This window comes from Acidovorax sp. CF316 (genome assembly GCF_000276605.1).
In the GTDB taxonomy this organism is placed as follows: domain Bacteria; phylum Pseudomonadota; class Gammaproteobacteria; order Burkholderiales; family Burkholderiaceae_C; genus Acidovorax.
The window spans coordinates 1-23,313 of sequence record NZ_AKJX01000011.1 but is presented as its reverse complement, the minus strand read 5'-3'; the positions used below and the strand labels follow the sequence as shown (position 1 = coordinate 23,313).

Sequence of the window (23,313 nt, the reverse complement as noted above, 5' to 3'; positions counted from 1 at the left end):
TTGACCGGTCCTTCCCAAGAAAAAGCGGCCCCGCGGGGCCGCTTTTTCTTTGCATGCCCGCTCAGCCCAGTCGCATCGACAGCTCCACATCGCCGGCAAAGGGCACGCTCAGGTAGCCGCTGCCCGGCGCACGCACGCGCGCCAGGTAGTCGGGGCTGAAATCTGCGTTGTCGGCCAAGATCAGCGCGCCCGGGCGCAGGCGGGGCTCCACCAGCGCCAGCACGTCGGCGTACAGGGCCTTGGCGCCATCGAGCAGCAGCAGGTCGATGGCCTCGGGCAGGCCGCTGGACAGGGTCTGCAGGGCATCGCCCTCGCGCACCTCCACCAGGTCGTCCAGGCCGCCCTGGGCCAGGTGCTCGCGCGCCCGGGCCACCTTGTTCGGTTCGAACTCGCTGGTGATCAGGCGCCCGCCGCCGTTGTCGCGCAGCGCCGCGGCCAGGTGCAGGGTGGAGATGCCGAACGAGGTGCCGAACTCGACGATGTGGTGCGCGCCCGTGCTGCGCGCCAGCAAGTAGAGCAGGGTGCCGGTGCTGCGCGATACCGGCAGCCACAGGTCCTTGATGCGGCTGTAGAAATCGAGGTACTCGGTCTTGCTGTGCATCAGGCGCTCGCGCTCTTCGCGCGAGATGCCGGCCAGGGCCGGGCTGGTGGCCGCATCGGCCTGCTCGAACAGGCGCTCCAGCAGGGGCGCCAGGGGAAGGGTGTTCAGTGTGTTCATGGACTTGTCCTGGATCGAAGCGCCCGGTGGGCACTCCCGTAGAATGCGATCAATTCGTCGCGTTTTGAGTATGCGATGAATTCGTCGCATTCACCAGTCGCATTCGCTGCCGCCCTTTTGGACCCCCATGACCGAACCCCGCCGTCCCCAGATCTCCTCGAGAAAGCAGCCCCAGCAGGCCCGTTCGGCCGGGCTCGTGGCCGCCATCCTGGAGGCCGCTGTTCAGGTTCTGGCCAAGGAAGGGGCGGCGCGCTTCACCACCGCCCGCGTGGCCGAGAAGGCCGGCGTCAGCGTCGGCTCGGTCTACCAGTACTTCCCCAACAAGGCGGCCATCCTGTTCCGCCTGCAGGCCGACGAATGGCAGCAGACACAGGACATGCTGCGCAGCATCCTCACCGACGCCCGCCAGCCCCCGCTGGCGCGCGTGCGCACGCTGGTGCATGCCTTCATCCGCTCGGAGTGCGAGGAGGCCGGCATGCGCAGCGCCCTGCACGACGCCGCCCCGCTGTACCGCGATGCCCCCGAAGCGCAGGCCGTGCGTGCCAATGCCGACGGCATCATCGAGGCCTTCATGCAGGAGCTGTTGCCCGAGGTTCCCGCCGCGCAGCGCGCGCTGGCGGGCGACATGGTCACCGAAACCATGGCCGCCCTGGGCAGCCGCTTCTCCGCCAGCCCGCGCACCGAGGCCGAGATGACCGCCTATGCCGACGCCATGGCCGACATGTTCTGCGCCTACCTGCAGGCGCTGCAGCAGTGCTGAGCTGCAACGTATTTGCAACACAGCCGCCACCGGTTTGTCATGCAATTGTCATGATCGGCCTGCATTCTTCGCCCATAACAACAACAAAAAGAAATGGAGGGACATCCATGGCAAGAGAGAACAACCCCGAAGAGATAGACACCCTGGGCAAGCGCCTGGGGATGCTGCTGTTCAGCGGGCTCTTCGCAGCGGCCTTTGGCCTGGGCGGCTACTTCGCGGGGATCCAGCCCCTGGCGCAGACGCTCCGGGCGGCGCTGGAGGTGCGCAGCTGGCAGCCGGTGGCGGCCCAGGTGCTGGGCACCGAGCTCAAGCGCCACACTTCCAGCGACGGCACCACCTACCGGGTGCACGCCCGCTACCGCTACGAATTCGCGGGCCGGCAGTACGAGGGCACCCGGGTGGGGCTCGACCCCGAGGCCGGTGCCGACAACATCGGCGACTGGCACCAGCACTGGCACGGGCTGCTGCAAAGCGCCCAGTCCCGTGGGCATCCCATCACCATCATGGTCAACCCGCAGGCGCCCGCGCAGGCCCTCATCGACCCTTCCATCCGCTGGGCGCTGCAGATGTTCCGCGTGCCCTTTGCCCTGGTCTTCACCGGCGTGGGGCTGGTGGCGGGCTGGTTCTTCGTGCATATCCTGCTGGGCGGGGGCGGCAGGAAGGAGGAGGCAGCGCAGGGCGTTTCGCCCAAGCCACTGCAAAAGGGCGCGGCCAGCAAGTCGGCGGGCGCCATCTGGTTCTTCACCGTCTTCTGGTGCGGCATTGCCTTCCCCATGGCCGCCATGCTGTGGACCAGCGGCAGCGCCCCCTGGTACGCCAAGGCCTTCATCTCCATCTTCGTCATGGTGGGCGTGGGCCTGATCGGCCTGGCGCTGCACCAGACGCGCCTGGCCTGGCGCTATGCGGGCGCGGCGCTCTCGGCGCTGCCGTCCCAGCCGCGCGCCGGCCACCCGGTGGAGCTGACGCTGCTGCTGCCCGAGCGCGCCGCCGCCCACCAGCACGAGCACCACCCGCAGCTGCGCCTGGCCCAGTACCGGGTGGACGAATCGAGCTCCGGCTCGCCCGAGCGCTGCGTCGAGTCCTTCACCGAAGCGGCGCGCATGCAGCGCACCGCAGATGGCGGGTTGCGGCTGGTCGCGCGCTTCGAGCTGCCGGCCGATGCGCCCCCGCATGGCGCCCAGCGCTCGGGCGAGCGCGTGGACTGGCGGCTGGAGCTGCTGCACAGCCCCGGCGGCTCGGTGGAGCTGACCTACGACCTGCCCGTGCAGGCCGCACCGCGCGGCTTCGGCGGGGGCGACGAACTGCCCGACCGCTTCGACCGGCGCGCGGCCTGGAAGCAGGTGGTGCCCATTGCGCCCCTGGGCGAAGCCGAGGACGCGGACGAAGGCCCCCTGCCTTTGCCCCCGGCGGTCACGCTGCAGGAAACCCGAGAGGCATGGACCTACGAATTCAGCCAGACCGGCTGGCGCTGGGCCGCCGGCCTGGTGCTGGCCGGGCTGGCGCTGGAGGCGGCCATCAACGGGCGCCTGGGCGCACAGGGCCTGGTGCTGCCCCACGGGTTCTTCGCGGCGGGCGCCTGGATCGGCCTGGCCGCGTTGGCCCTGCATGCCGCCACCCGCCGCTGGACCTTGACCGTACAGGACGGCGGCATCACCGCACGCCGCCACTCCTGGCTCTGGTCGCGCGCCGACACCGTGCCCGGCGATGCCAGCCGCACCCTGGTGCACAAGCTGCTGTACGCCACGGGCAGCGGCGCCAGCGAGCACCGCTACCACGCCGTGTATGCGCGCGGAGCCGGCGACACGCTGGTGCGGTTGACCCCTGGCCTGGGCGGCGAGGCCGCGGCCACGGCGCTGGGCCAGTCACTGGCCCAGGCCTGGGCGCACCGGCGCGGCCGCTTTGCGGCCGGCATGCAGCGGCCTGCGCGGGCCCAACATGCCCGCCCGGCCTGGGGCGCGCTGCTGGTGCTGGCCCTGGTGGCCTGGTGGGTCGTGGGGCCCAAGGTGGCTGGCACTGCGCGCCGCGCTCCGGTGGCAGAGACGGCAGCGCCCGCCGTGTCGTACTCCGCCGTGGATGGTCGCCTGCTCGACGCCCAGAACGCGGGCGACGCCGCAGCCCTGCGCGCCGCGCTGGCGGCCGGTGCCAACCCCGATCTGCTGGCGCCCAACGGCTCCAGCGTGCTCATGCTGGCCGCGCACCGCGGGCAGATGGAACACATCGAAGCCCTGCTCGCAGCCGGTGCCCAACCCGACCTGCGCCAGACGCAAAAGGACAGCGAGCGCGGCGACACCGCGCTGCTGCGCGCCTTCTACGGCGGCCACTTGGCAGCGGCCCAGCGCCTGGTGCTGGCCGGGGCCGGCCTCTCGGCGCGCAACCGCTGGGACTGGGGCCCCGTGCACATGGCGGCGCAAAGCGGCTGCATCGCCTGCCTGGAATGGCTGGCTGCGCAGGGCCAGCCGCTGGATGAACCCGCATTGGCCAGCCGGGGGGAGACGCCGGCCATGCTGGCCGCAGGCCGGGGCCGGGTGCAGGCGCTGCAGTGGTTTGCCCAGCGCGACATCGACCTGGCGCGCAAGGACGCCCATGGCAAGACCGCGCTCGACTGGGCGCGCTTCAAGCAGCAGGGCGAGGCCGAACAGTGGCTGCTGGAGCGGGCGCGCTGAAGGCCTAGGCTTTTCGCTTCACCTGAGCACGCAGGTAAGCCAGCAACCGCTCCACCCGTGCCAGCACCACGTCTTTCTTGGCCGCAGGTGCCAGGCGTTCTTCGGTCTCCCGCTTCTTCTGGGCCATGGCCTGGAACTGGTCGCCGCCGTACAGCCAGGCACTGACCAGCGCGGCGTAGCCGAAGTTCTGCTGGGCGTGCTCGGCCAGCGACTTGTGGCCCTGGCGATTGCCGGGGGGCAGGGGGAACAAGGTGGTGCCCGCCATGATGGCGTGCATGCCTTGTGGCGTGCGGGTCATCTCGAGGATGGGGCCCACAGGGTCTTGCACCTCCTGCACCATGCGCTGCAGGTCTGCCGTGGACCGGATGGGGACATAGCCAGGCACGCCATGGAAAATCCCGACATGGAAATTCAGCTGGCGCCTGAAGAACATCTCGTCGTGCTCGGGAAACACGGCCCGCAGGATGTTGGCGATCTCTTCGCTGAACACGTTCACGTCGATGGTGAGGCAAGGCAATTGGTTGGTCGTCGACGTCAGCAGCACCACGCCCTGGCCTCCCGCCGGCGTGGTTCGGAAATAGGTCGCCTCCGCCTGGGCGCGGTAGTACGGCAGATCGAGCGCCACCCGCGGTGAGATGAAACCGTGTTGCGGCAACAGCGAGGCGAGCACGGCGCGCATCTCGTCGCGCGCCGACACCAGTGCCATGGTCATGGGCGCAGGCGCCGGCACGGGCGCTGCAGCGGGCGGGGGTGGCGGCGTGGGGGCGGGGGCGCCATTGGTACCCCGGGGCGCCCCTTCCAGAACCTGCATCGCCTCTTTCCAGAAGTCGGTGCGCTCCGGCGGCAGCACCTGGTTGGGCGCGGCCAGCGCCAGCCCCAATTGGTCGTCCAGCACCGTCAGGCCCAGCGCATTGGCCCGCCTCACCACGGCCACCAGCAACTGCATGCGGTTGTCCGCAGGCAGCTGGAAGGTCCACACCGCCTTGCGGCAGGCCTTGGCATCCGCCACCGGATCGCCGACCCAGGGCGCGTCACCGTAGTCCTTGTACGCTGCCATCTGCGCGGCCAGGGCCGCGAATTTCGGGTTGGGCCCGGGCTCTACAAGCTCCAGCTCGAACCAGCTGCGCAGCGCTGCCTCGAACGAGGCCGGGGTGGCCTGGCCGGCGGGTGGTTCCCAAACACGAAGGTCGTAGCTCATGGTGCGGGTGTGAAACAGGGTGGAGCGGTTTTACCACTGGATGTGGGGTGTCGCACTGCTGGCCAAGAATCAAAGCTGCGATTCGATCGCCGCCTTGTCGATCACCGACCACACCTCGGCGATCTTGCCATCGCGGAAGGTATAGAACACGTTCTCGGTGAACTGCACGCGCTGCCCGTTCACCCGCAGGCCCAGAAACTCGCCCGCCGGCGTGCAGTCGAACTGCAGCCGCGCCGCCACATTCCCCTGCAGCGGTCCGGCATCGGCCACCAGCTGGGCGATGTGGAACTGCAGATCGGGGATGTCGCGGTAGTCCTGCTCCAGCATGGCGCGGTAGCCCGCCACGCCCAGGTGGCGTGCGTTGTGCGACGCCTCGGCATGCACGTAGTGCTGCAGCTCGTCCCAGCGCTGTGCGTTCAGGCAGGCGATGTAGGCGCGGTACACGCCTTCCAGGTCGGTGGCATTCGTCGTCATGGTGCGGCAGGTGGTGTTTCTTGCAAGGTCAGGTGTTGTACCAGTTGCTGGGCATGCTGGGGCAGGGCATTCAGGTCGCGCAGGCACAGCACCAGTTGCCGATTCGCCCAGGCATCGGTCAGGCGCACGGCCTTCACATGCTGCGCGCGGGCATGGCGCACCGCCGCCGCGCGGGGCAGTATGCCCACGCCCACCCCCAGGCCGACCAGCTGGCACACGGCCTCGAACTGGCGCAGCCGCACCCGGTAGCGCAGCCGTTGCCCCTGGCGCTGGGCGTGGCGCACCACCAGGGCCTGCAGCGCGCTGCCTTCGGCCAGGCCGATGAAGTCCAGGTGCGCCACCTCGGCCAGCGCCACGCTGCGGCGCGCGGCCAGCTCGTGGCCCTGCGGTACCACCAGCACCAGCGGGTCGGGCCGCAGCACCTGGGTGGCCAGGCCTTCGAGGTCCACCGCGTCGGACACCAGGCCCATGTCGCACAGGCCTGCGCGCACCGCATCGGCCACCTCCTGGCTGGAGCGCTCCTCCACGTCCACCGAAATGCGCGGGTGCCGCGCCAGAAAACCCGCTATCGCCTGCGGCAGGTATTCGCTCAGCGCCGAGCTGTTGCACAGCACGCGCACATGGCCCGCCAGGCCCGCGCCGTACTCGCCCAGGTCGCCGCGCAACTGCTCCATCTGCTGCAGCACCAGCCGCGCATGGTGCAGCAGGGTGTGGCCCGCGGGCGTTGGCTCCACACCGCGCTGCGCGCGCAGCAGCAGGGGCACGCCCAGCGCATCCTCCATGCCACGGATGCGCTCGCTGGCCGAGGCCAGCGCCATGTGGCTGCGCTCGGCACCGCCGGTGATGGTGCCGGCCTCGTGCACGTTCAAAAACAGCCGCAGATCGGTCAGGTCAAAGCGCATGGGCCACAACGTACCACAACAGCCTTCGGCCCAGCCTGAGGCTGGGTGCACCGCATTCCGCATTTCCAGCAGGGCCCGCCTTGCCAAGAATGGCATCCGTCCACCTGCCATGCCTGGCAGGTACCGCACGGAGCACCCACGATGAGTTCAGCACAATTTCAAAATCGTCCCATGTGCCAGGCCTGCAAGCTGGGTCGGCAGCCATGGTGACCGGCCTGTTCGGCGCCCACTCCTGGGCCTGGCTCGCGGGGGCCGGTGCTGTCTTTCTGATGGCCGGGGGGGTGAAGGGCATCGTCGGCCTGGGGCTGCCCACCGTCTCCATGGCGCTGCTGGCCATGCTCATGGCGCCGGCCGAGGCCGCGGCCCTGCTGGTCGTGCCCTCGCTCATCACCAATGTCTGGCAACTGCGCCCCTGGGCCAGCGTGTTGCCGCTGCTGCGCCGCCTGGGCGGCATGCAGCTGGGCATCTGCGCGGGCACCTGGCTCGGGGCCTGGGTGCTGGGTGCGCCAGCCGGTGCCTGGTCGCGCGCGCTGCTGGGCGGGGCGCTCATCGCCTATGGCTGCTGGGGCCTGGTGGGTGCGCGCCTGTCGGTGCCGCCCCGGGCCGAGCGCTGGTTGTCCCCCGTGGTCGGCTTTGCCACCGGCTGGGTCACGGCCGCCACCGGTGTCTTCGTGGTGCCCGCGGTGCCTTACCTTCAAGCCCTGGCGCTGCAGCGCGATGCGCTGGTGCAGGCCATGGGCATCTGCTTCACCGTGTCCACCATCGCGCTGGCCGGCGGCCTGGCGCTCAATGCCAGCTACCCCGCCGCTGCCCTCGTGCTCTCGGCCTGGATGCTGCTGCCCGCGCTGCTGGGCATGGCCCTGGGCACCCGCATCCGCCAGCGCCTGTCGGCCGTGTGGTTCCGGCGCTGCCTGATGGTGGGGCTGCTCGCGCTGGGGATCTACATGGTGGCGGATGCCCTGGCTTGGCACGGCTTCACGTCGCAGTGATGGCTGTGTGGCGCGCCGGCCTCGCAACGGCAGCGCGCCATTCATTGCTTCTCGAAAGTAAGTATGCATTCCATACTGTTTCTTTTCTTGGGAGCACACCATCAACGCCTTTCTCGTGAAACTCAGCCGGCAGACCGTTCTGGCCCTGGCCCTTGGCGCTTGCGCATCGCTGGCGTCTGCCTCTGCCGTCTACTCGATCAGTGAGGGGTTGCTGTCGGCGCCAATCATCAACATTCCTGGTGCCGGCGCGTATGCGGTGGCGTTCAAGACGGCGCTGCCCGGCGAGCGCCTGCGCGTGGGCACGCGGCTGACCATCACCACCGCCCGGCCCTTGACCGGCGAGGACAGGCCCAGCATTCCCGGCAGCTTCAAGGGATCTGACTCCAGCCTCATGCTCCCGGCCCTGGCCCTGCTCGAGACCGATGGCACCGTGCACTACTACGACGCAACCCTGGTGGCGGTGCCCGGAAGTGCCAGCGTATTCACGGTAACCACGCTGGTCGATACGGCCTTCGGGCGGCCGGTGCCTGGGCCCAAGGGCGACACCGGTGCAGCAGGCGCGGACGGATCGGGAGGCGGAGGCGGCGCAGGGCCTGCGGGCCCCGCGGGACCACAGGGTGTTGCAGGCCCCGCCGGCCCCGCTGGGGCAGCGGGTGGTGTGGGGCCCGCCGGACCGGCAGGAGCTGTCGGGCCCGCGGGTGCCGCCGGCGCCGTTGGGGGTGCAGGGCCAGCAGGTGCTGCGGGTGCTGCGGGCGGCGTGGGTCCGGCCGGGCCTGCGGGCGCTGCAGGAGGCACGGGGCCGGCGGGTCCTGCCGGTGTCGCAGGCGCCACGGGGCCCGCCGGGCCTGGGGTCGCGCCTGCCTATGGCTCCTATGCCAACGGGACGGCCATTTCCATCACCACCATCAACAACCTTCTGTCGATGTCGCAGACCTCCGCAAGCAGCGGAATCGTCAGCGGTGGCGGTGGCACCACGTTCACGGTGTCTTCGGCCGGAAAGTACCGCATCAAATACGACGTGAAAGTCAATTCCAGCTTTGCCGGTGTCCAGACCTATATCACCGTCAACGGGACGAGGGAACAGTCCAGCAGGGACGGCTCCGACCAATCCGGGGCACGGATGTTCGGGGAGGTCATTGCACCGCTGCAGGCTGGCGACGCCATTTCGGTGGAGTACTACAACCCCAACAATGATCCCGCCACCATCTATGCCAACGGTGGCATAGGCCTGATCATCCAGCGGGTGGAATAACCGCAGGCGAGCTTCACGGCGCAAGGGCCGGCGGGTAGCCGCCCTACACCGGCCCCGGCCACACCGGCTTGGCCGCACTCTCCAGCACCCACAGCGCGGCCCGCGCGCGCGTGGTGGCCACGTAGAGCATGTTGCGCTCGCGGTAGGCCTCCTGGTGCGATGCGGGGCCCGGGAAGCGCCCGCGCTCCACGAAGGGCACGGCCACAAAGGTGAACTCGCGGCCCTTGCAGGCGTCCACGCTCAACAGGCGCAGGCTGATGGGCTCAGGCCCGTTGTGCATGGCAATGCTCGTCGTCACCAGCAAGGTGAGGCGGCCCAGCAGCTCCGCCACGGGCAGGCCGTGCGCCAGGCGGGCCAAGCTGTCCAGGCTGGCCATGCAGGCGCTGCGCTCCGTGCCGTTGATGGGCGCATCGGCAAAGATGCGCCGCACCAGCGGGTGCTGGCAGAACGCGCCGGCATCGGCCAGCACGGCAGCCCGCGCCGCAGCGGGCAGGGCCATGATCTCGGCGCAGGCGTCCTTGAGCTCGGGCGCATTCGGGTTCAGCGTGCCGTGCGCGATGTAGCGGCGCATGCGCGTGGCACCGCTGTGCAGCGTGGCAGCCAGCTTGCTGCCCTCGTCGGCGCCGGGCAGGTCGGTCCAGCCCGCGTTGTCGAACTGGCCCTGGGCCAGCAGGTCCACGTCCGCCGCGCCGCTGCGCGCCGTGCGCCGGCCATAGTGCAGCAGGCCCTCCACGGCGGCGCCCACGATGCCCGGGGTCAGGTAGCGCTCGTTGCCGTCATCACCCTGCAGCGCCCACATCAGCGCCAGCGCCAGCGCCACCTCGCGGCGCAGGTAGAAGGGGCTCATGCCCTGGCAGCCGTAGTGCACGCCCTCGTGGCCGAACACCCATTCGAGCAATATGCTGTCCTGCGGGTTGCGCAGCACCACGTTCAGCGCACTGTGGTGCTGTGCGCCCTGGTCGCCCTTGGCTTGCTGCAGCGCGCCCCAGCCGTTGACGATCTGCCCATGCAGCTCCACCAGCTGCGCGGCGCAGTGCTCGTCGCTGTCGTAGGTCAGGTGGGCAAACGCGTCCGAGCTGCCGGCCACCGGCGCAAACTCCACGCCGAACAGCGGGTTCAGCGCCGCGCAGATATCGGCACCGAAGCGGCGCGTGGTGTTGATGCTCAGCACCTGCGTGTCGGCCGGCAGGCACTCGCGCACGCGCTGCATGCTGCCGCCGAACACCGAGAACGAGCCCTCGTGGATGTGCTGGTTGAAATCCCCCGCGCCCACGAAGAAGCCATTGCCGCCCTGCACCAGCTTGCGCAGCACCGTCAGCGCACCCTCGTCCAGGTCGTGCAGCTCATCGAACAGCACGGCGCTGTAGCGCCCCTGCAGCCACTCGAAGGGCTGGTCCCAGTCCAGCCCACCCAGCTGGCGGCACAGCTCGAAGGTGCAGTCGCCCTCGGCGTAAAAGCGCGGCTCGTGGTTCATGCCCACGCGCATGCGCTCGTACTGCCCGTACAGGCGGCACAGGCCGTAGTCCAGGTCGCGGTCTTCGCAAAACGCGCGCAGGTCCAGGCCCGAATCCTCCACCTCGCGCTCCAGCAGCCGCTTCTTGGCCAGCGCCTCGAAGGCCAGGAAGGCATCGATGTCCACGTTCTGCCCCAGCAGGGCGTCGTCGATGCCCTCGCCGCCACTGCCACCACTGCCATCATTGCGTTCCAGCTCCAGCCGCAGGGCCTGCTGCGCCTGCAGGATCAGAAAGCGCCGGCGCACCGGGTCGTCGAGCCGCTCCACCGGGTCGCCCTGTTCCTTGAGCACGGCCTCGCACAGCTGCTCCATGGTCAGCACCTCCATGCTGCGCGGCACGGCGCCATGCAGCTGCAGCATGCGGTCGCGTATCGCCGTGACCCCGGCGCGCGAATACGCCAGCACCAGGATGCGCGGTGGCGCTGCCGCTTCGCGCTGGCCCTGCAGGCTGGCCAGCAGGTTGCAGGCCTTCATGCACAGCGTGGTCGTCTTGCCCGTGCCCGCCAGCGCGCTGATGATGATGGCCGGCGCCGTGGAGTCCAGCACGCGCCGCTGCTCGGCGGTGGCCGTGATCCGGGTGTGGGCCCAGCTGCGTGCGGCAGACGAGGCGGAGGCGGGAGAGCGTGGAGCGGGCATGGAGTCGGTGAGCGGGGCGGGGTGCCATTGTCCCTGACTGGCGGCAAGCCCTTGCGCCACAAGCCCCTGCAGCGCTGCGGGCCCGCCGCACCGGTCACCGGCAGCCCGCAGCCCGCATGTCCTCCGACCCCACCCGCACCGTGCTGCCCGGCTTGGTGATCGCGCAGCGCGACGTGAAGTAGAACGACAGCCGGTCACGCACCGGCGTGCCGCCCACCAGGTAGGGCCGGTTGCCCTTCAGGACCGAATCGCCCGCGGCGGCCTTGTCGTACAGCCCCTGGCTGATGTTGTGCCGGTCGGCCGAATCGTCAAACGTTTGCGCCGTGAGGCGCCGGAACGCATCGGCCGCCAGCGCCGGGTCGTGCGCGCCCTTCAGGTAGCGGTCGAACCAGGCCAGGGTGTAGTAGTTGATGACACTCTCGCCATAGCGGCTGGCCGGCCCGCCGAAGAGCGAGAAGTCCAGGTGCGTGCCTGCGCGCAGCATGACCAGCATGGTGTCCACCCCCGCGCCCTTGAGCTCCTGGTAGCCCGGGTCCTTGGGGTGGGGCTCGGCACCGCGCCCCCGGCCGCCCTGGGTGTTGGCCTTGGCGGGCTCGGGCGCTTCGGTGGTCGGCACCACCTTGAAGTAATAGTCCGCCCCAATGCCCAGCGCCGGCGTGCGCAAGGCCAGGTCGGCCGGCGGGTCCATGCCGATCTTGTCCACCCAGCCGGTCTTCAGCGCCGTGAGGTTGTCCCAGGCCACGATGGCGCGCATGCGCTTGTCCGCCTGGCCGATCAGGCTGGCCGTGCTGCCGCCCTGTGAGTGGCCGGCAATGCCCACCATGCGCGTGTCGAGCTGCTCCCAGTGCGGGAAGAATGCTTTGGCATCTCCCGCCAGCGACGCCTTGGGCGTGGCAAACACCCAGTCCACCACGCTCTGCGCATCGGGCCCGTGCGTGCCCATGGGGGCCGTGGTCTCCAATGCGATGGTCATGTAGCCCGCCTCGGCCAGCACCTGCGCGGCCGAGCGGTGCAGCCGCTTGGAGCTGTAGCCCCCGTGCACGATCACCACTGCAGGGTAGGGCGCCTCGAAGGTCTTGAGGCCTTCCGGCATGCCGGTGCAGGTGCCTGCGGCGCAGGGCCGGTAGATCTCCACCGCAATCGGCTTGCCCGATGCGGAAGATGGCGTGCTCGCCTCGGTGTACCGAAAGCGCGTGTTGGCATGGCTGGCCGGGTTGCGGTAGGCGTCGAGCGCGGGTGTCTTGCCGGGTGTGAACAGCGCGGCGGGCTGGCTAGCAAAATCGTCGATGCGCTGGCGTGCGCAGGCCATGTTGTCGGCATCGCGCTGCTTCCACTCGGCCGAGCCGGGTGCAGGCGATTCGTGCTGCACGGGGCCCAGGCAGTTCAGCGGGGCAGGGTCTGCGGCATGGGCCATAGTGGCGCCACCCAGCGCCAGTGACAGGAGCAGGCACCGCATCACTTGCCGGCCCCCGCGCTCGCGTTGCGCTGCAGGAATGCCGCCAGCGGCCGGATCACGTTGTTCGTCGCATCGTCGTCGGCCGTGACGATGTCCACGTGCGAGTAGCCCTCGCTCATGTGCACCTCGAAGCCGCCCTCCACCCCGCCGTACTGGCGGTTGGCCACCAGCGTGGGCTGGCCGGCGGGTGTGCGCGCCATGCCGGCCTTGCAGCTGGGTGCGGCGCAGGGCGCAATGGCCTCGGCAAAGCCGCGCCAGATCCCGGCCACCGGCGTGAGCCCGTTGGTGCCGCCAAACGCGATGACGGGGATGTCGATCTTTCGCGCCTGTGTCTGGTTCACGATGTCGGCGCGGCCGCGCCCGCCCTGGCTGGCGGGCAGCGACAGGGCGCTGGTATCCAGCCCCAGGTTGGCGCCGCCGCTGCCCTCGGCATTGGCGAGCAGCAGGCCCGAGCTGGGGTAGTACCAGTCGCTGTAGGTGGTGTTGCCCAGGTACAGCGCACGCGACAGGCGCTTGAGGTTGGTGGGCTCCACCTCCTTGCCCCAGGCGGGCGGGTTGGCCACCAGCGTGGCCGGCTGCGGCCCGAAGTCGCGGTACGCCGTTGCAGGCAGCGGGTCGGTGTTGTCCAGCCAAGTGCGCAGGCCGTCGGCCCGCGCCGGGCCCAGGGCGCCCATGGACACCGAATAGAACACCGTGCGCTGCAGGTTGTCATCGTCCATGAAGGTGCCGATGGCCGCGCCCGCCGTGACCGGGAAATCGCGCTTGGTGAAGTCCGCCACGCGGTTGTAGACGTTGTTGCCCGCCACGCCCCCCTGGTCCGCCTGCAGCAGCGCCTGCGTGCCGTTGATCGTGCCCTCGAAGGCCATCTGCATGCCCGCGATCTCGGTCGATGCGCTCACGCGCGGCGTAAGGCCCGGGCGTGACACAAAGCCCGGCTCTGCCCCCGAGGCCACGGCCGCATACAGCCCGCCATCGGCCGCGCGCACCACCGCATCGAGCTGCGCCGCCGTGGGCGCGCTCGTTGCCAGTGCGCCGCCCGGCCCCTCGAACAGCACCAGCCCCTTGAGCTTGGTGTAGCCCGGCTGCGCCGGCCCGCTGCCCGTGAGGTTGAAGTCCGTGGCCGCATAGCGCGCCACAAAGCCCGTGCCTGCCGAATGCCCACCCAAGAAGACATTGCCATCGCGCGCCACCGTGTGCGCCGCGGTCACCACCGCATCCAGGTCCAGCGAATGCACCTGCGGCGTCCAGTCCGCGAGGAAGGGGATCTCGCGGCTTTCATGGAACACCGCGCGCCGTGTGAGCTTTGCCGGCAGCGGCAGGCCCAGCTCGCCGCCGTACAAAAAATTCAGGCCCAGCGCCGCATCGCGCTCGCGCTCTGCGATCTGCAGGCCCTCCATGTCCTGCAGCGCCACGGAGCGGCGGTCCACCCCCCACACCTCCACCACCGCCTGGTGGTCGGCCCACATGCGGCGCACCAGGTTCTCGGCCAGGATGAGGTAGCTGTGCGACGCGGCCAGCGTGCCAGGCATCGCCACCAGCACCGCATCCACCGGCTTGCCCGCGTTGGCCGCCAGCCCGTAGCGCGTGTAGCGCACCCGGTTCAGGTCGGGCCCCGCCGCGCCGAACTGCGTGGCCAGCTTGCTGCCCGCCGCCACCGCCACGCCTGCCGTGCCCGGTGTGCGCGCCGCCTTGGCGCGGCTGGCCAGCTCGTGCGTGCTGATGGTGAAATCGCCCGTGGTGGTGGTGCCGCCATCCACCAGCGCCTGCCCGCCACCGCCGCAGGCCGTGAGCGCAGCGGCCAGGGTCAGGCTGAGCAGCGTACGGCGCAGGGGCGCGCCGGTATGGTGGTTGCCGATATCTCTTTTGTTCTTTTGCATGCTTGTCTCCTTGATGGTGTGGGAAGTGGTGGATAAAAAATGGGCGCAAGCTGGCGCTGCAGGTGCGTTGCCCAGGCAACGCACACGCGCGGTTCATCACAGGTGGTTCAAAGCGGTTAAGAAAGCCTCTCTGGCTAGGCGCTTCTGTCGCAGACAGTACTGCAGGTACGGCAAGACAGAACAACGACGCCAGGGAGGCTTTATTAACTGCTCAACCCAGCCACCAGATAAGCCAAAAACTCTTCTTGTTCGCGCGCTTCGTTGCCAGGCATGGACAGCTCCATGGCCCCGAACGGCGAGCGCCGCATGTAGCTGCGGTACGAGATGCCGTAGTACACGGCGTTCATGGTCAGCAGCAGCCGAAACTGGATCGTCTCGCGCCCCACGCCGGGCATCAGCGCCTGCAGCCGTGCCAGCGTCAGCTCCAGCGTGCGGCGGTGCAGGGCGGCAGAGATCACCTGGCCCTTCTCGCCATAGTCCCACCCCAGCCGCCCGATGAAGTTGACGGCATCGCGCCCCAGCGCGGGCTCGCCCAGCATGGCGATCACGGGGCCAAAGGCGGCTTCCACCACATCGCGCACGGTGTAGCCCGGCTGGCTGGCCAGCGCCTCCAGCCGCGCACAGGCCCGCGGCTCCAGCCACTGCTGCAGGAAGTTGGTGATCGCTTCGATCAACTCATCGCGCCCACCAAAGTGGTAGTGCAGCGCCGAAGGGTTCTGCGCCCCCGCCGCGATCACGATGCGCCGCAGCGACACGGCATTCATCCCCTCCCGCGCCATGAGGTGCATGGCCTCTTCGATCAGGCGGGTGCGGGTGGCTTGCGGGTCGGCGGGGGAGGGGGTCGGCGACGATAGGTCGTCGGCGGGCGAGGCAATAGCAGGCGTCATTGGGTGAATAATGTACTTGAATTAATTCATGTGCATTAGGGCTTGCCCTCAATGGGTAGCGCTGATGTTTTGCAGGCCCATTCCCGGGCGTTACCCAGGTGTGCTACTACCTGCGCGTTCCCATCAGGTCGTTCGCCAGCGTCTGCGCTTGCTCCAGGCTGGCGCCCGGCAGGCACATCTGCAGCTTCGTTCCCAGCACCCCGCCCACCCGGGCGATCACGGCGACCTGCCCGCTGACGACCATGGCCAGGATGGCGCCGTGGTGCGCCCGGGTCCATTCGGTCAGGGTGTTCGACCCATCGGCCGACAGGGTGAGCCAGATGGCCGGGTCCTCGGGGCCCGCGAACGAAGCTTCGCAGTCCCACGCAGCCCGGGCGCCCACCAGGTCCTTTTCGGTAAGCAGCGCTGCCGCCGTGTCCACCCATGCGGAAGAAGAAGCACCGGCTGCGCCACGGCGTGCCAGTTCCTTCATCCCCGGCCTTTCGGTGTAGCTGGCCGGCGCCAGCTGCCAGTCGGCCCGCGCCGGGCCTGCGCGGGCGATGTCCACCTGCGGCCGCGATGCCTTCAAGGTCTGGGCGATCTCGTCCAGCCGCGCCCGCGACTCGATCGGCATCTGAACCAGCCAGCACTTGCCCGATGGGTACGCGGTGAACGTGCGCTTCTGCGTGCTGCTGCCAAGGCTGGCGCTGTCCACCTGGTAAGACACCGTGACCTCCCGGGCATCGAGCAGCCCCCGCTGGCTGTCGATGGCCCGCACGTTGGAGATCTTCCAATCCCTGCGCAGGGCCTGGCCGCCCGCCAGGAACTGGCCCACCAGCTCCTTGTCGGTTGCGGCAGCCATGCGCTGCGCCGTCCAGCCCGGCCCCAGCAGCCGCTCCCGGAACGCCTCGGAATCGGGTGAGTACCGGGCATCCATCAACTGCGCCAACCGCTGCTTGAACGGCGCAAGGCTGCGCGGCTGGATCAGCTCGGCAGTGCGCCGTGCGTCTGTGCCACCACTCCACTGGACGAAGCGCACCGCGGCCTCTTCAGGGCTGGGGGCACACACGTCCTCTTCGGCCCACGCGGCGCCTGCCGGCAGCTGGGCAAGAAGCAAGGCAAGGCCGCTGGCGAGCATGTGGCGCAGATGGGGCATGGAGCCGGATTGTGCCGTTGGATTGACTGGCGAGCCCATGGTTGCGCTGGCGGGTTACCCTCGGGGCCATGCCCATGGATGACGACTGGTTCGAGAAAGAGCGCCTGCACCGCGCGGCGGCCGATGGCGACCAGGAAGAACTGCGTCGATTGCTGGCCGCAGGCAACCTCGCGCTCGATGCATTCAATGACCTGGGCCGCACCCCGCTGCACTACGCCGTGGAGGGCGAGCACTACCGGGTAGCGCAATGGTTGATCCAGCAGGGCGCCAACGTCAACGCGCACGACGAGGCCACGATTGGCGAGACACCGCTCTCGTTGGCGGTTCAGCGCGACTACCCCGAGATGGTGGAACTGCTGCTCCAGCACGGCGCAGATCCCGACATCACGGGGTGGATGGGCAACACCGCGCGCATGCGTGCCGAGCGCCGAAAGGACGACGACGGTAAATCGATTGCCGCCCTCGTCCAGCGCTACTGGCCGCGCTGATCCACCGCTGAATTCGGGGCGCACAATGGCGCATTTCTTGCGGTGCCGTTGGCATGTGCCGCCCACAAGGCACAGCCACTTTCCTTTCCCTTGCCAAGGTGTCTTCCATGCTTTTCAACAACGCCTCTTTCCGTCCCGCGCGCTGGCTTTTGCTGGCCCTGGCTGCGCTGTCCATTGCCGGCTGTTCCACGGCACCTTCCGCTACCAGCACCACGCCCATCCGCGTCAAGGTTTTTGTCGCCGCCATGTTCGAGATCGGCAAGAACACCGGCGACCGCGCGGGCGAGTTCCAGCACTGGTACGAGCGGTATTGGAAAGACGCCACCCCCATCATCGTGCCCGGCGCCCTGGGCCCCGTGTACTGCAACGCCGACGGCGTGTGCGGCGCCGTGCTGGGCATGGGCAAGGTCAATTCGTCGTCGTCTATGCAGGCCATTCTGCTCAACCCCAAGTTTGATTTTGCGCAGGCGTACTACGTGATCTCCGGTGTGGCCGGCACGCCGCCGCAGCGCGGCACCATTGCCGATGTGAGCTGGGGCACCTGGCTGGTGGACTACGACCTGGGCCACCGCTGGGCGCCTGAAGAGAACACCCCCGGCGCCCCCACCTTCATGCCGCGCAAGGGCTATGAGGAATACCGCCGCTTTCAGCTCAACCCGCTGCTGGTGGACTGGGTCATGAACCTCACGGTGGACGTGCCCCTCAAGGATTCCGACAGCGCCCGCACTTATCGCCTGCGCTACCCTGACACAGCGGCCCGCCGCAGCCCCGCCGTCACCAGCGGCACCCACATGACCGGCGACACCTTCTTCCACGGCCCCGGCATGTCCCGCCAGGCCCAGTACATAGCCAAGCTCTACGGGGCGGATGACTATGTGATCACCGAAATGGAAGCCGCCGCCATTGCCCTGGTGGTCAAGCGCACCCACGGTACCGACCGCCTGATGAGCCTGCGCGGCGCGGTCAATTTTGACCAGGGCAATCCGAATGAAACCACGCTGCAGCATCTGGACCCGGCACCGGGCGAAACGGCCGGGGGCTTTGCGGAGACGGTAGAGAACGTGGCGCTGGTGGGCACGCGGGTAGTGGACCATATCGTGCGGAATTGGGGGCAGTGGCAGGGTGGGGTGCCGGCACGATAGGCCAAATTGGCTTTGCCAAACCTTCCGATATTGGACTGCGCTTAAATTGGAAAGACCTCTCCAGCCCCACCTCACTCAGTGAAGGCACAGCATTGGGATGGACTTCTCCGCGAAGTGCGCAACGGCAACCAAACGCATATGAACGGAAGGCTTTTTCAAGCTTTCTCCTCTTGCTGGATTGATTTTAAGGAGCCTTCTAGGTGGCTGTTGATTTCTCGGGCAGGTATTAGCCATGCCACTGAGTGAGAAAGCAGTCCATCAGTTACTCTGCGCAATTTAATTGGACTTGTACGGCGATAGGATGTATAAGCGCTAGTCTGCAAGGAGTGGCTGTGGTAGTCGGCTATGGGGTAAATTATCGGTTCGATTGAGGGGCGATATTTTGTTGAAAAAAATACTGCAAAGTTCTAACTGGCAAGGTATTGCCGGTATTTCTGGAATTATTGCTTTGTTGTTAACATACCTTTTTGCTCAGCCAGGGGAGCTTGGTGTGGTGAGCGTTGGACTATCTTCTCCTCGGCAGCACGTGCCCGGAGCAATAATTCAGATTACTCCGGCAGGTGCAAAAGATCCATCTGAGATTGGCACGATAGAGTATGTTCTTATAAAGAATAAAGGGTTTAAATCTGTACGCTCTGCTGACTTTGTGGAGCCGTTGACGGTTAAGGAGAGGGATCGAAAGATAGTGGCAATCCTATCATGTCCAAGTTGGTTAACTATCAACGGAGCGGCGATTCAGAATCGTTTGACATGGGAGAGAAGTGGGAGTCATTGGGTTGCTGAAAATTCTCTTTTCAATGTCTCTGACACAGCATGCATGGCAATCGTATATAAAGATGATTTTTTGGATAAAAAATCACTGAATAGTTTTCAAATTGATGGAAAAATTTCAGATGCTAAAATCGTTAACTACGCTTCTCTTGCTGCGTTTTCCCGGTCTGATCTTGGATTGCTTTCTTATTTTTCGGTGGAGTTGAGTGGGGGTGTGCTCTATGCGTTCTTGGCATTATTTGCTGTCGCTACATTGTTGGTTCTCTCTTTGCTGGACGGGACGCTAAAAAACCCAGTTTCGTCATTCAAGCTTCAGCTTGTTAGAACTCTGTTGGTTTTGCTTTCTGCTGCCTTTTCGGAGTCGCTGGTGTTTGTTGTGGTTTCTCATGATCCGTATTTTGGCAATCCCATAGTTTGGCCTATTATGTTTGTTTTCGTGTTGATTGTTATTTATTTTCTGTATAAAATATTTAAGGGAAAATTCGGTAATTTAGAAAAATTACCTATTTCAAAATAGTTGACGGATGGGTCATGAGCTTGGGGTGAATAAGAAGATGTATTCGGGGTTTTTGAAAAATTCTGCATTGAATAATTTGCGGGTGACGTGTGAAGGGCAAGCCTCGTGGTCCTACTTGCTTGCCGCCGGAAGTCGCTTAGTTGAGTTGATGGGCGGTGCTTCTTAAGTTTTTAAGTCTTTGAAATTCATGGATATCATGGGCTCGTTGAATTTCTCTTTGCACTCAATCTTTATATTCTCTTCAATGTGGTCTGTAGAGATGTCTTTTAGTAAGTGTCTGATTCTGTCAATGCTGGTGTTGGTGCAGTGAAATATTGCGAGTTGATACTTATAATTTCTGTAAAGCTCTGTTAATTTTTCCAAATCTTCAATAAACTTATCTTGTGATAGGTACGCTGTTTTTACTTCAATTGCCGCTATTTGATTGTTGAAGTTGTCTGGTGTGTGGAAAAGAAAATCAGGCATTCTTCTTGCGCCAAGCGGCCATACATCATATCTTTGGGCATCATTTTCTGACAGCACAGTTTTTACTAACTCGCTATGTAAAAATATATCTTCTACTTTTCCTTGAGTCCTTTCGTGATGATGCATTGCTACTCTTATGTAGTGATAAAGCTCGTAGCAGTAGACTCTTTCTACGTGCCCCCAGTATCCTGGGCCGACGCGATCTACTGCATATCTAAACCATTCAAGAAATATTGCTGATTTCATTTTTGTGCTTTGGAGTTTGGTGATGGTGGTTGGTTGTATTTTATGTGGTGGAAAATGTCAATTTTTGAATGACTAGATAATTGGGCTGGTGATGATCTGTCACCTGTAAACATCCTCTGAGGTAGTTGGCCGCGTCAATGTATGGGCGACCGTCTCGGTTGGCGCTTCGCTTATGCAACGCTACCCAAGCATCGCTTTGTTGTAACGTGGGCGGATCCTTGCTTGATATTTGGATACAGTAGTTTCAAATAGCACGTCGTCAAGTGGCGCGCCCACAGAACACGATCCGATGAAACTCCCATGCATTGCATCGCCACGGTCCATCACAGCACAGCACCAGATGAAGAATCTCCTCAAGCTATTGATCGCCCTCGTGTTCTTTGCAGGCCTGGGTCTGGCCGGGCTGGGGCTGGTGCAAGAGGACTACCAGCCCACCCTGCAGCTGGGCCCGCGGTTTCTCGATGTGGTCCTGGCCGCAGCATTCATCCTGGGCCTCGGTCTCGCATTCGTAGGCGGATCGCTGGGGCGGGCCGAGATGGAGCGCGATCTGGCGCAGGCGCGGTCCCTGGGTGAGGCCTGGGGCATGCATGCGCTGATCGCAGGGTGGATGTCGAAGTACCCTGCGGTGTATTACCTGGTGCTGTCGCTGGTCTGCGTGGGCGCGCTCGGCGGTGGTGCCTGGGGTGCACTGACCTACCTGGAACGCCACCTCGGCGCGCAGGCCCTGGGCAGCGTGCAGTGCACGGTGCTGTCCAACCGCCTGGTAAACAAGACCAGCCTGATGGTGGACGCCCGCCTTCAATGCCCGGTGGCCGGCCAGGCCCAGGGCACGGTTGTACAGCTTCGGATCCAGCACCCGCCCGCCAAGTGGCCGCAGACCATGGCGGTGCCTGTGCACCGGGGGCGGCTCGGCACGGTGTTTCTGGACGGGCGCGCGCTGTGACCGGGGGTGGCCGAGGCTGCCGTTGCCTCAGCTGACCTGCTGCTTCTCCAACTTGCGCGCCAGGGTGCGGCGGTGCATCCCCAACCGCCGCGCCGTCTCCGAGATATTGAACCCCGTCTCCGCCAGCACTTCGTGAATCCGCTCCCACTCCAGCGTCTTGAGCGAGCTGGAGCGGTTGGTCACGTCCACCTCGGTGTCGCCGGCTTTCAAGCCAAACGCTGCCTCGATGTCGTCGGTGTTCGACGGCTTGGCCAGGTAGTGGCAGGCGCCCAGCTTCACGGCCTCCACCGCGGTGGCGATGCTGGCGAAGCCGGTGAGCACGACGATGAGCATGGCTTCGCTGGCGGCGTGCAGCTTTTGTACGCAGGCCAGGCCCGATGCGTCGCCCTTGAGCTTCAAATCGACCACGGCGTAGCCGGGGGTGTGCTGGGTGAGCAATGCCTCGACCTCGGGCAGGCTGGCGGCCTGGAGCACGCGGTAGCCGCGGCGCTCGAACGAGCGGGCCAGGGTGCGGGCAAAGGCCTCGTCGTCTTCCACGATGAGCAGCTGGCGCTTTTCCTTCGCATCCTTGGGGGATGCGTCTGCTGCGAGGCTGCTGCTGGCGGTGGTGATTTCGTCCATGGCGGTCGGGCTCGTGTTTTGTACTAGTACGAATTCAACTTTGACTGGCTACAAAAGCTGCTTGTTGGTCTGCTTGTCCAGCCAATCCATCCAGCGCACGCAAATCCGTGGCCATCACACCTGCCGGTGGCCGCGCGGCATCGCCACGGCTGCCAGGGGCAGGCGGATGCTCACTTCGGCCCCGCCCTCGGGGGCGCGGTTGCGGGCCGTAACGCTGCCGCCCAGGGTGCGCGCCACGTTCATCACCAGGTACAGGCCCAGGCCGCTGCCGGGGCGCTGCTTGGTGGACTGGTAGGGCTCGCCCAGGTGGTCCAGCATGCCGGGCGCAAAGCCGGGGCCTGCGTCGTTGACGGTCATGCACAGGGCAGGCACCTCGGCCTTGTCGTCGCGGGTGATGAGCAGTTCCACCCACTGGGGCGAGGCGTCGCGTGCATTGTCCAGCACATTGAAAACCATCTGCTTCAACGTGGTGTCCGACACCATGGGCGTGTCGTCGCCGAAGTCGTTGCGGTACGAAAACGCGGGTATCGACCGCGTGGTGCGCCACTCGTCGGCCAGGGCGTCGACGAAGGTGCGCACGGTGGTCTGGGCCGACTCTTCGCCGCGCGCCTCGCCGGCCGACAGCAGAATGCCGCTCACGATGCTCTTGCAGCGCTGCACCTGGGTGCGCATTTCTTCGATGTCTTCGCGCAGCAGCTCGTCGCCCATCAGCTCCTGGTCGTGCTGCCAGTCGCCCAGAATCACGGCCAGGGTCGAAAGGGGCGTGCCCAGCTCGTGCGCGGCGCCCGATGCGAGCAGGCCCATGCGCACGATGTGCTCTTCTTCCACCCGGCGCCTGCGCGCGGCGGCCAGGCGGGCGTCGCGCTCGCGCAGGTTCAGGTTGATGCGGGTGATGAACACCACCACCAAAATGGCGTTGAGCACAAAGCACACCAGCAGGCCAATGACGTACAGGCTCGACAGGCCCTGGTGCAAATCCTGCGGCAGCTCCAGCGGCAGGTGGTAGTTGGCCAGCAGGGCAAAGCACGCGGTGTTGATGGCCACCATGCTCCAGATATAGGCCCCGCGCAGCAAGATGGCGCCCAGCGCAATCTGCAGCAGGTACAAAAAGACAAAGGGGTTGCTGGTGCCGCCGCTCAAGTACAGCTGGGTGGTAAGCACGGCCACGTCCACCAGCAGCGCCAAAAACAGCTCCACATTGCGCACCTGCACCCCCGTGCGCAGGCGCAGCAGGCTGACCACGTTGAACACGGCCAGGCAGCCCACCACCATCAGCATCTGGTGCAGGGGGATGGTCAGGCGCAGGCTGTGGTGCGCCACCTCGATGGTGAAGACCTGGCCGATGACGGCCATCCAGCGCAGCTGGATGAGCTGCTGCAGGTTCTTGATGCCCGCGGCGGCATCGGCAGCGCGCGGGTTGCGCAAGAACTCGGCGCGCTTGGCGAGGCGTTGCAGGGGCATGGCTTGAGTTTAGTGCCCTGCTTGGGAGGCCTGGCGCCGCTCGTAACGCACCACGAACCAGCCCGCGCCCAGCACCATCAGCGCCAGGCCGTACCAGGTGAGGGCATACACCGCATGGCTGTTGGCAAAGCGGATGGTGGTGAGCCCGGCGCGCGGCCAGGTGGTGCCCGCCGTGGTGGCGGCGGGGCCGGCCACTTCC

Annotated in this window: 21 protein-coding genes; 8 read left to right on the top strand and 13 right to left on the bottom strand. The window is 66.3% G+C overall.

The genetic code is table 11. The features are described from left to right. Nucleotides 1-61 precede the first annotated feature (61 nt). Nucleotides 62-718, bottom strand: coding sequence for an O-methyltransferase (locus PMI14_RS01345; protein WP_007848453.1), 657 nt, complete (start codon nucleotides 716-718; stop codon nucleotides 62-64). Nucleotides 719-845: 127 nt separating this feature from the next. Here PMI14_RS01345 and PMI14_RS01340 point away from each other — a divergent pair, with 127 nt between their 5' ends. Next, nucleotides 846-1,478, top strand: a complete 633-nt coding sequence (locus PMI14_RS01340) for a TetR family transcriptional regulator (protein WP_007848449.1) — start codon at nucleotides 846-848, stop codon at nucleotides 1,476-1,478. A gap of 107 nt (nucleotides 1,479-1,585) precedes the next feature. Continuing rightward, nucleotides 1,586-4,141 carry an ankyrin repeat domain-containing protein gene (locus tag PMI14_RS35830; RefSeq protein WP_007848447.1) on the top strand — a complete coding sequence of 852 codons (2,556 nt, stop codon included), beginning with the start codon at nucleotides 1,586-1,588 and terminating at the stop codon, nucleotides 4,139-4,141. Between the two features lie 4 nt (nucleotides 4,142-4,145). Here PMI14_RS35830 and PMI14_RS01330 read toward each other — a convergent pair whose 3' ends face one another. The 3 genes from PMI14_RS01330 to PMI14_RS01320 all read right to left on the bottom strand — a co-directional run bounded on the left by PMI14_RS01330 (nucleotide 4,146) and on the right by PMI14_RS01320 (nucleotide 6,715). Continuing rightward, a complete protein-coding gene (locus PMI14_RS01330; RefSeq protein ID WP_007848445.1) occupies nucleotides 4,146-5,339 on the bottom strand; it encodes a hypothetical protein in 1,194 nt (397 codons plus the stop codon). Between the two features lie 69 nt (nucleotides 5,340-5,408). After that, a complete protein-coding gene (locus tag PMI14_RS01325) occupies nucleotides 5,409-5,813 on the bottom strand; it encodes an ester cyclase (RefSeq protein ID WP_007848443.1) in 405 nt (134 codons plus the stop codon). Beyond that, the gene (locus PMI14_RS01320) at nucleotides 5,810-6,715 is read right to left on the bottom strand and encodes a LysR substrate-binding domain-containing protein (RefSeq protein ID WP_007848440.1); all 906 of its coding nucleotides are present in this window, start codon (nucleotides 6,713-6,715) and stop codon (nucleotides 5,810-5,812) included. Before PMI14_RS01320 ends, PMI14_RS01325 begins: the two co-directional genes overlap by 4 nt. Before the next feature lie 203 nt (nucleotides 6,716-6,918). Here PMI14_RS01320 and PMI14_RS01315 point away from each other — a divergent pair, with 203 nt between their 5' ends. Together PMI14_RS01315 and PMI14_RS34655 are read left to right on the top strand one after the other, a co-directional pair. Further along, nucleotides 6,919-7,704, top strand: coding sequence for a sulfite exporter TauE/SafE family protein (locus PMI14_RS01315; protein WP_007848437.1), 786 nt, complete (start codon nucleotides 6,919-6,921; stop codon nucleotides 7,702-7,704). A gap of 115 nt (nucleotides 7,705-7,819) precedes the next feature. Continuing rightward, nucleotides 7,820-8,956, top strand: a complete 1,137-nt coding sequence (locus PMI14_RS34655; RefSeq protein WP_007848435.1) for a hypothetical protein — start codon at nucleotides 7,820-7,822, stop codon at nucleotides 8,954-8,956. A 43-nt stretch (nucleotides 8,957-8,999) separates the two neighbouring features. Here the strand turns inward: PMI14_RS34655 and PMI14_RS01305 are convergent, their stop codons facing one another. From PMI14_RS01305 to PMI14_RS01285, 5 genes are all read right to left on the bottom strand, one after another. Next, the gene (locus tag PMI14_RS01305; protein ID WP_007848433.1) at nucleotides 9,000-11,105 is read right to left on the bottom strand and encodes a UvrD-helicase domain-containing protein; all 2,106 of its coding nucleotides are present in this window, start codon (nucleotides 11,103-11,105) and stop codon (nucleotides 9,000-9,002) included. A gap of 94 nt (nucleotides 11,106-11,199) precedes the next feature. Continuing rightward, a complete protein-coding gene (locus tag PMI14_RS01300; RefSeq protein ID WP_146187966.1) occupies nucleotides 11,200-12,519 on the bottom strand; it encodes a hypothetical protein in 1,320 nt (439 codons plus the stop codon). 41 nt (nucleotides 12,520-12,560) lie between these two features. Beyond that, entirely contained in the window at nucleotides 12,561-14,438 is a 1,878-nt protein-coding gene (locus tag PMI14_RS01295; RefSeq protein ID WP_007848429.1) for a hypothetical protein, read from the bottom strand. Nucleotides 14,439-14,641: 203 nt separating this feature from the next. Then, nucleotides 14,642-15,325, bottom strand: a complete 684-nt coding sequence (locus tag PMI14_RS33300) for a TetR family transcriptional regulator (RefSeq protein WP_007848426.1) — start codon at nucleotides 15,323-15,325, stop codon at nucleotides 14,642-14,644. A gap of 106 nt (nucleotides 15,326-15,431) precedes the next feature. Next, the gene (locus tag PMI14_RS01285) at nucleotides 15,432-16,460 is read right to left on the bottom strand and encodes a hypothetical protein (protein ID WP_007848423.1); all 1,029 of its coding nucleotides are present in this window, start codon (nucleotides 16,458-16,460) and stop codon (nucleotides 15,432-15,434) included. Between the two features lie 74 nt (nucleotides 16,461-16,534). Between PMI14_RS01285 and PMI14_RS01280 the strand changes: the two genes are divergently transcribed. The 3 genes from PMI14_RS01280 (at nucleotide 16,535) to PMI14_RS34650 (ending at nucleotide 19,378) form a co-directional block, all read left to right on the top strand. Then, on the top strand, nucleotides 16,535-16,948 hold the full coding sequence (locus PMI14_RS01280; RefSeq protein ID WP_007848420.1) for an ankyrin repeat domain-containing protein: 414 nt from the start codon (nucleotides 16,535-16,537) through the stop codon (nucleotides 16,946-16,948). Between the two features lie 107 nt (nucleotides 16,949-17,055). Next, nucleotides 17,056-18,090 carry a purine nucleoside permease gene (locus tag PMI14_RS01275; RefSeq protein WP_007848419.1) on the top strand — a complete coding sequence of 345 codons (1,035 nt, stop codon included), beginning with the start codon at nucleotides 17,056-17,058 and terminating at the stop codon, nucleotides 18,088-18,090. A 385-nt stretch (nucleotides 18,091-18,475) separates the two neighbouring features. Further along, complete coding sequence (locus PMI14_RS34650; RefSeq protein ID WP_146187965.1) at nucleotides 18,476-19,378, top strand: hypothetical protein; 903 nt, start codon at nucleotides 18,476-18,478, stop codon at nucleotides 19,376-19,378. A 162-nt stretch (nucleotides 19,379-19,540) separates the two neighbouring features. Here the strand turns inward: PMI14_RS34650 and PMI14_RS34645 are convergent, their stop codons facing one another. Next, a complete protein-coding gene (locus PMI14_RS34645; RefSeq protein WP_146187964.1) occupies nucleotides 19,541-20,089 on the bottom strand; it encodes a hypothetical protein in 549 nt (182 codons plus the stop codon). A gap of 340 nt (nucleotides 20,090-20,429) precedes the next feature. Here PMI14_RS34645 and PMI14_RS01270 point away from each other — a divergent pair, with 340 nt between their 5' ends. Further along, nucleotides 20,430-21,032 (top strand): hypothetical protein, encoded by a 603-nt coding sequence (locus PMI14_RS01270; protein WP_007848416.1) that lies wholly within the window; start codon nucleotides 20,430-20,432, stop codon nucleotides 21,030-21,032. Between the two features lie 27 nt (nucleotides 21,033-21,059). Here the strand turns inward: PMI14_RS01270 and PMI14_RS01265 are convergent, their stop codons facing one another. The 3 genes from PMI14_RS01265 to PMI14_RS01255 form a co-directional block, all read right to left on the bottom strand. After that, nucleotides 21,060-21,653, bottom strand: a complete 594-nt coding sequence (locus PMI14_RS01265) for a response regulator transcription factor (RefSeq protein WP_007848414.1) — start codon at nucleotides 21,651-21,653, stop codon at nucleotides 21,060-21,062. Between the two features lie 114 nt (nucleotides 21,654-21,767). Then, nucleotides 21,768-23,114: an ATP-binding protein gene (locus PMI14_RS01260; RefSeq protein ID WP_007848413.1), complete on the bottom strand. Its 1,347-nt coding sequence runs from the start codon at nucleotides 23,112-23,114 to the stop codon at nucleotides 21,768-21,770. Between the two features lie 9 nt (nucleotides 23,115-23,123). Further along, nucleotides 23,124-23,313: SURF1 family cytochrome oxidase biogenesis protein (locus tag PMI14_RS01255; RefSeq protein ID WP_007848411.1), on the bottom strand; the 190-nt coding region annotated here is incomplete at its 5' end.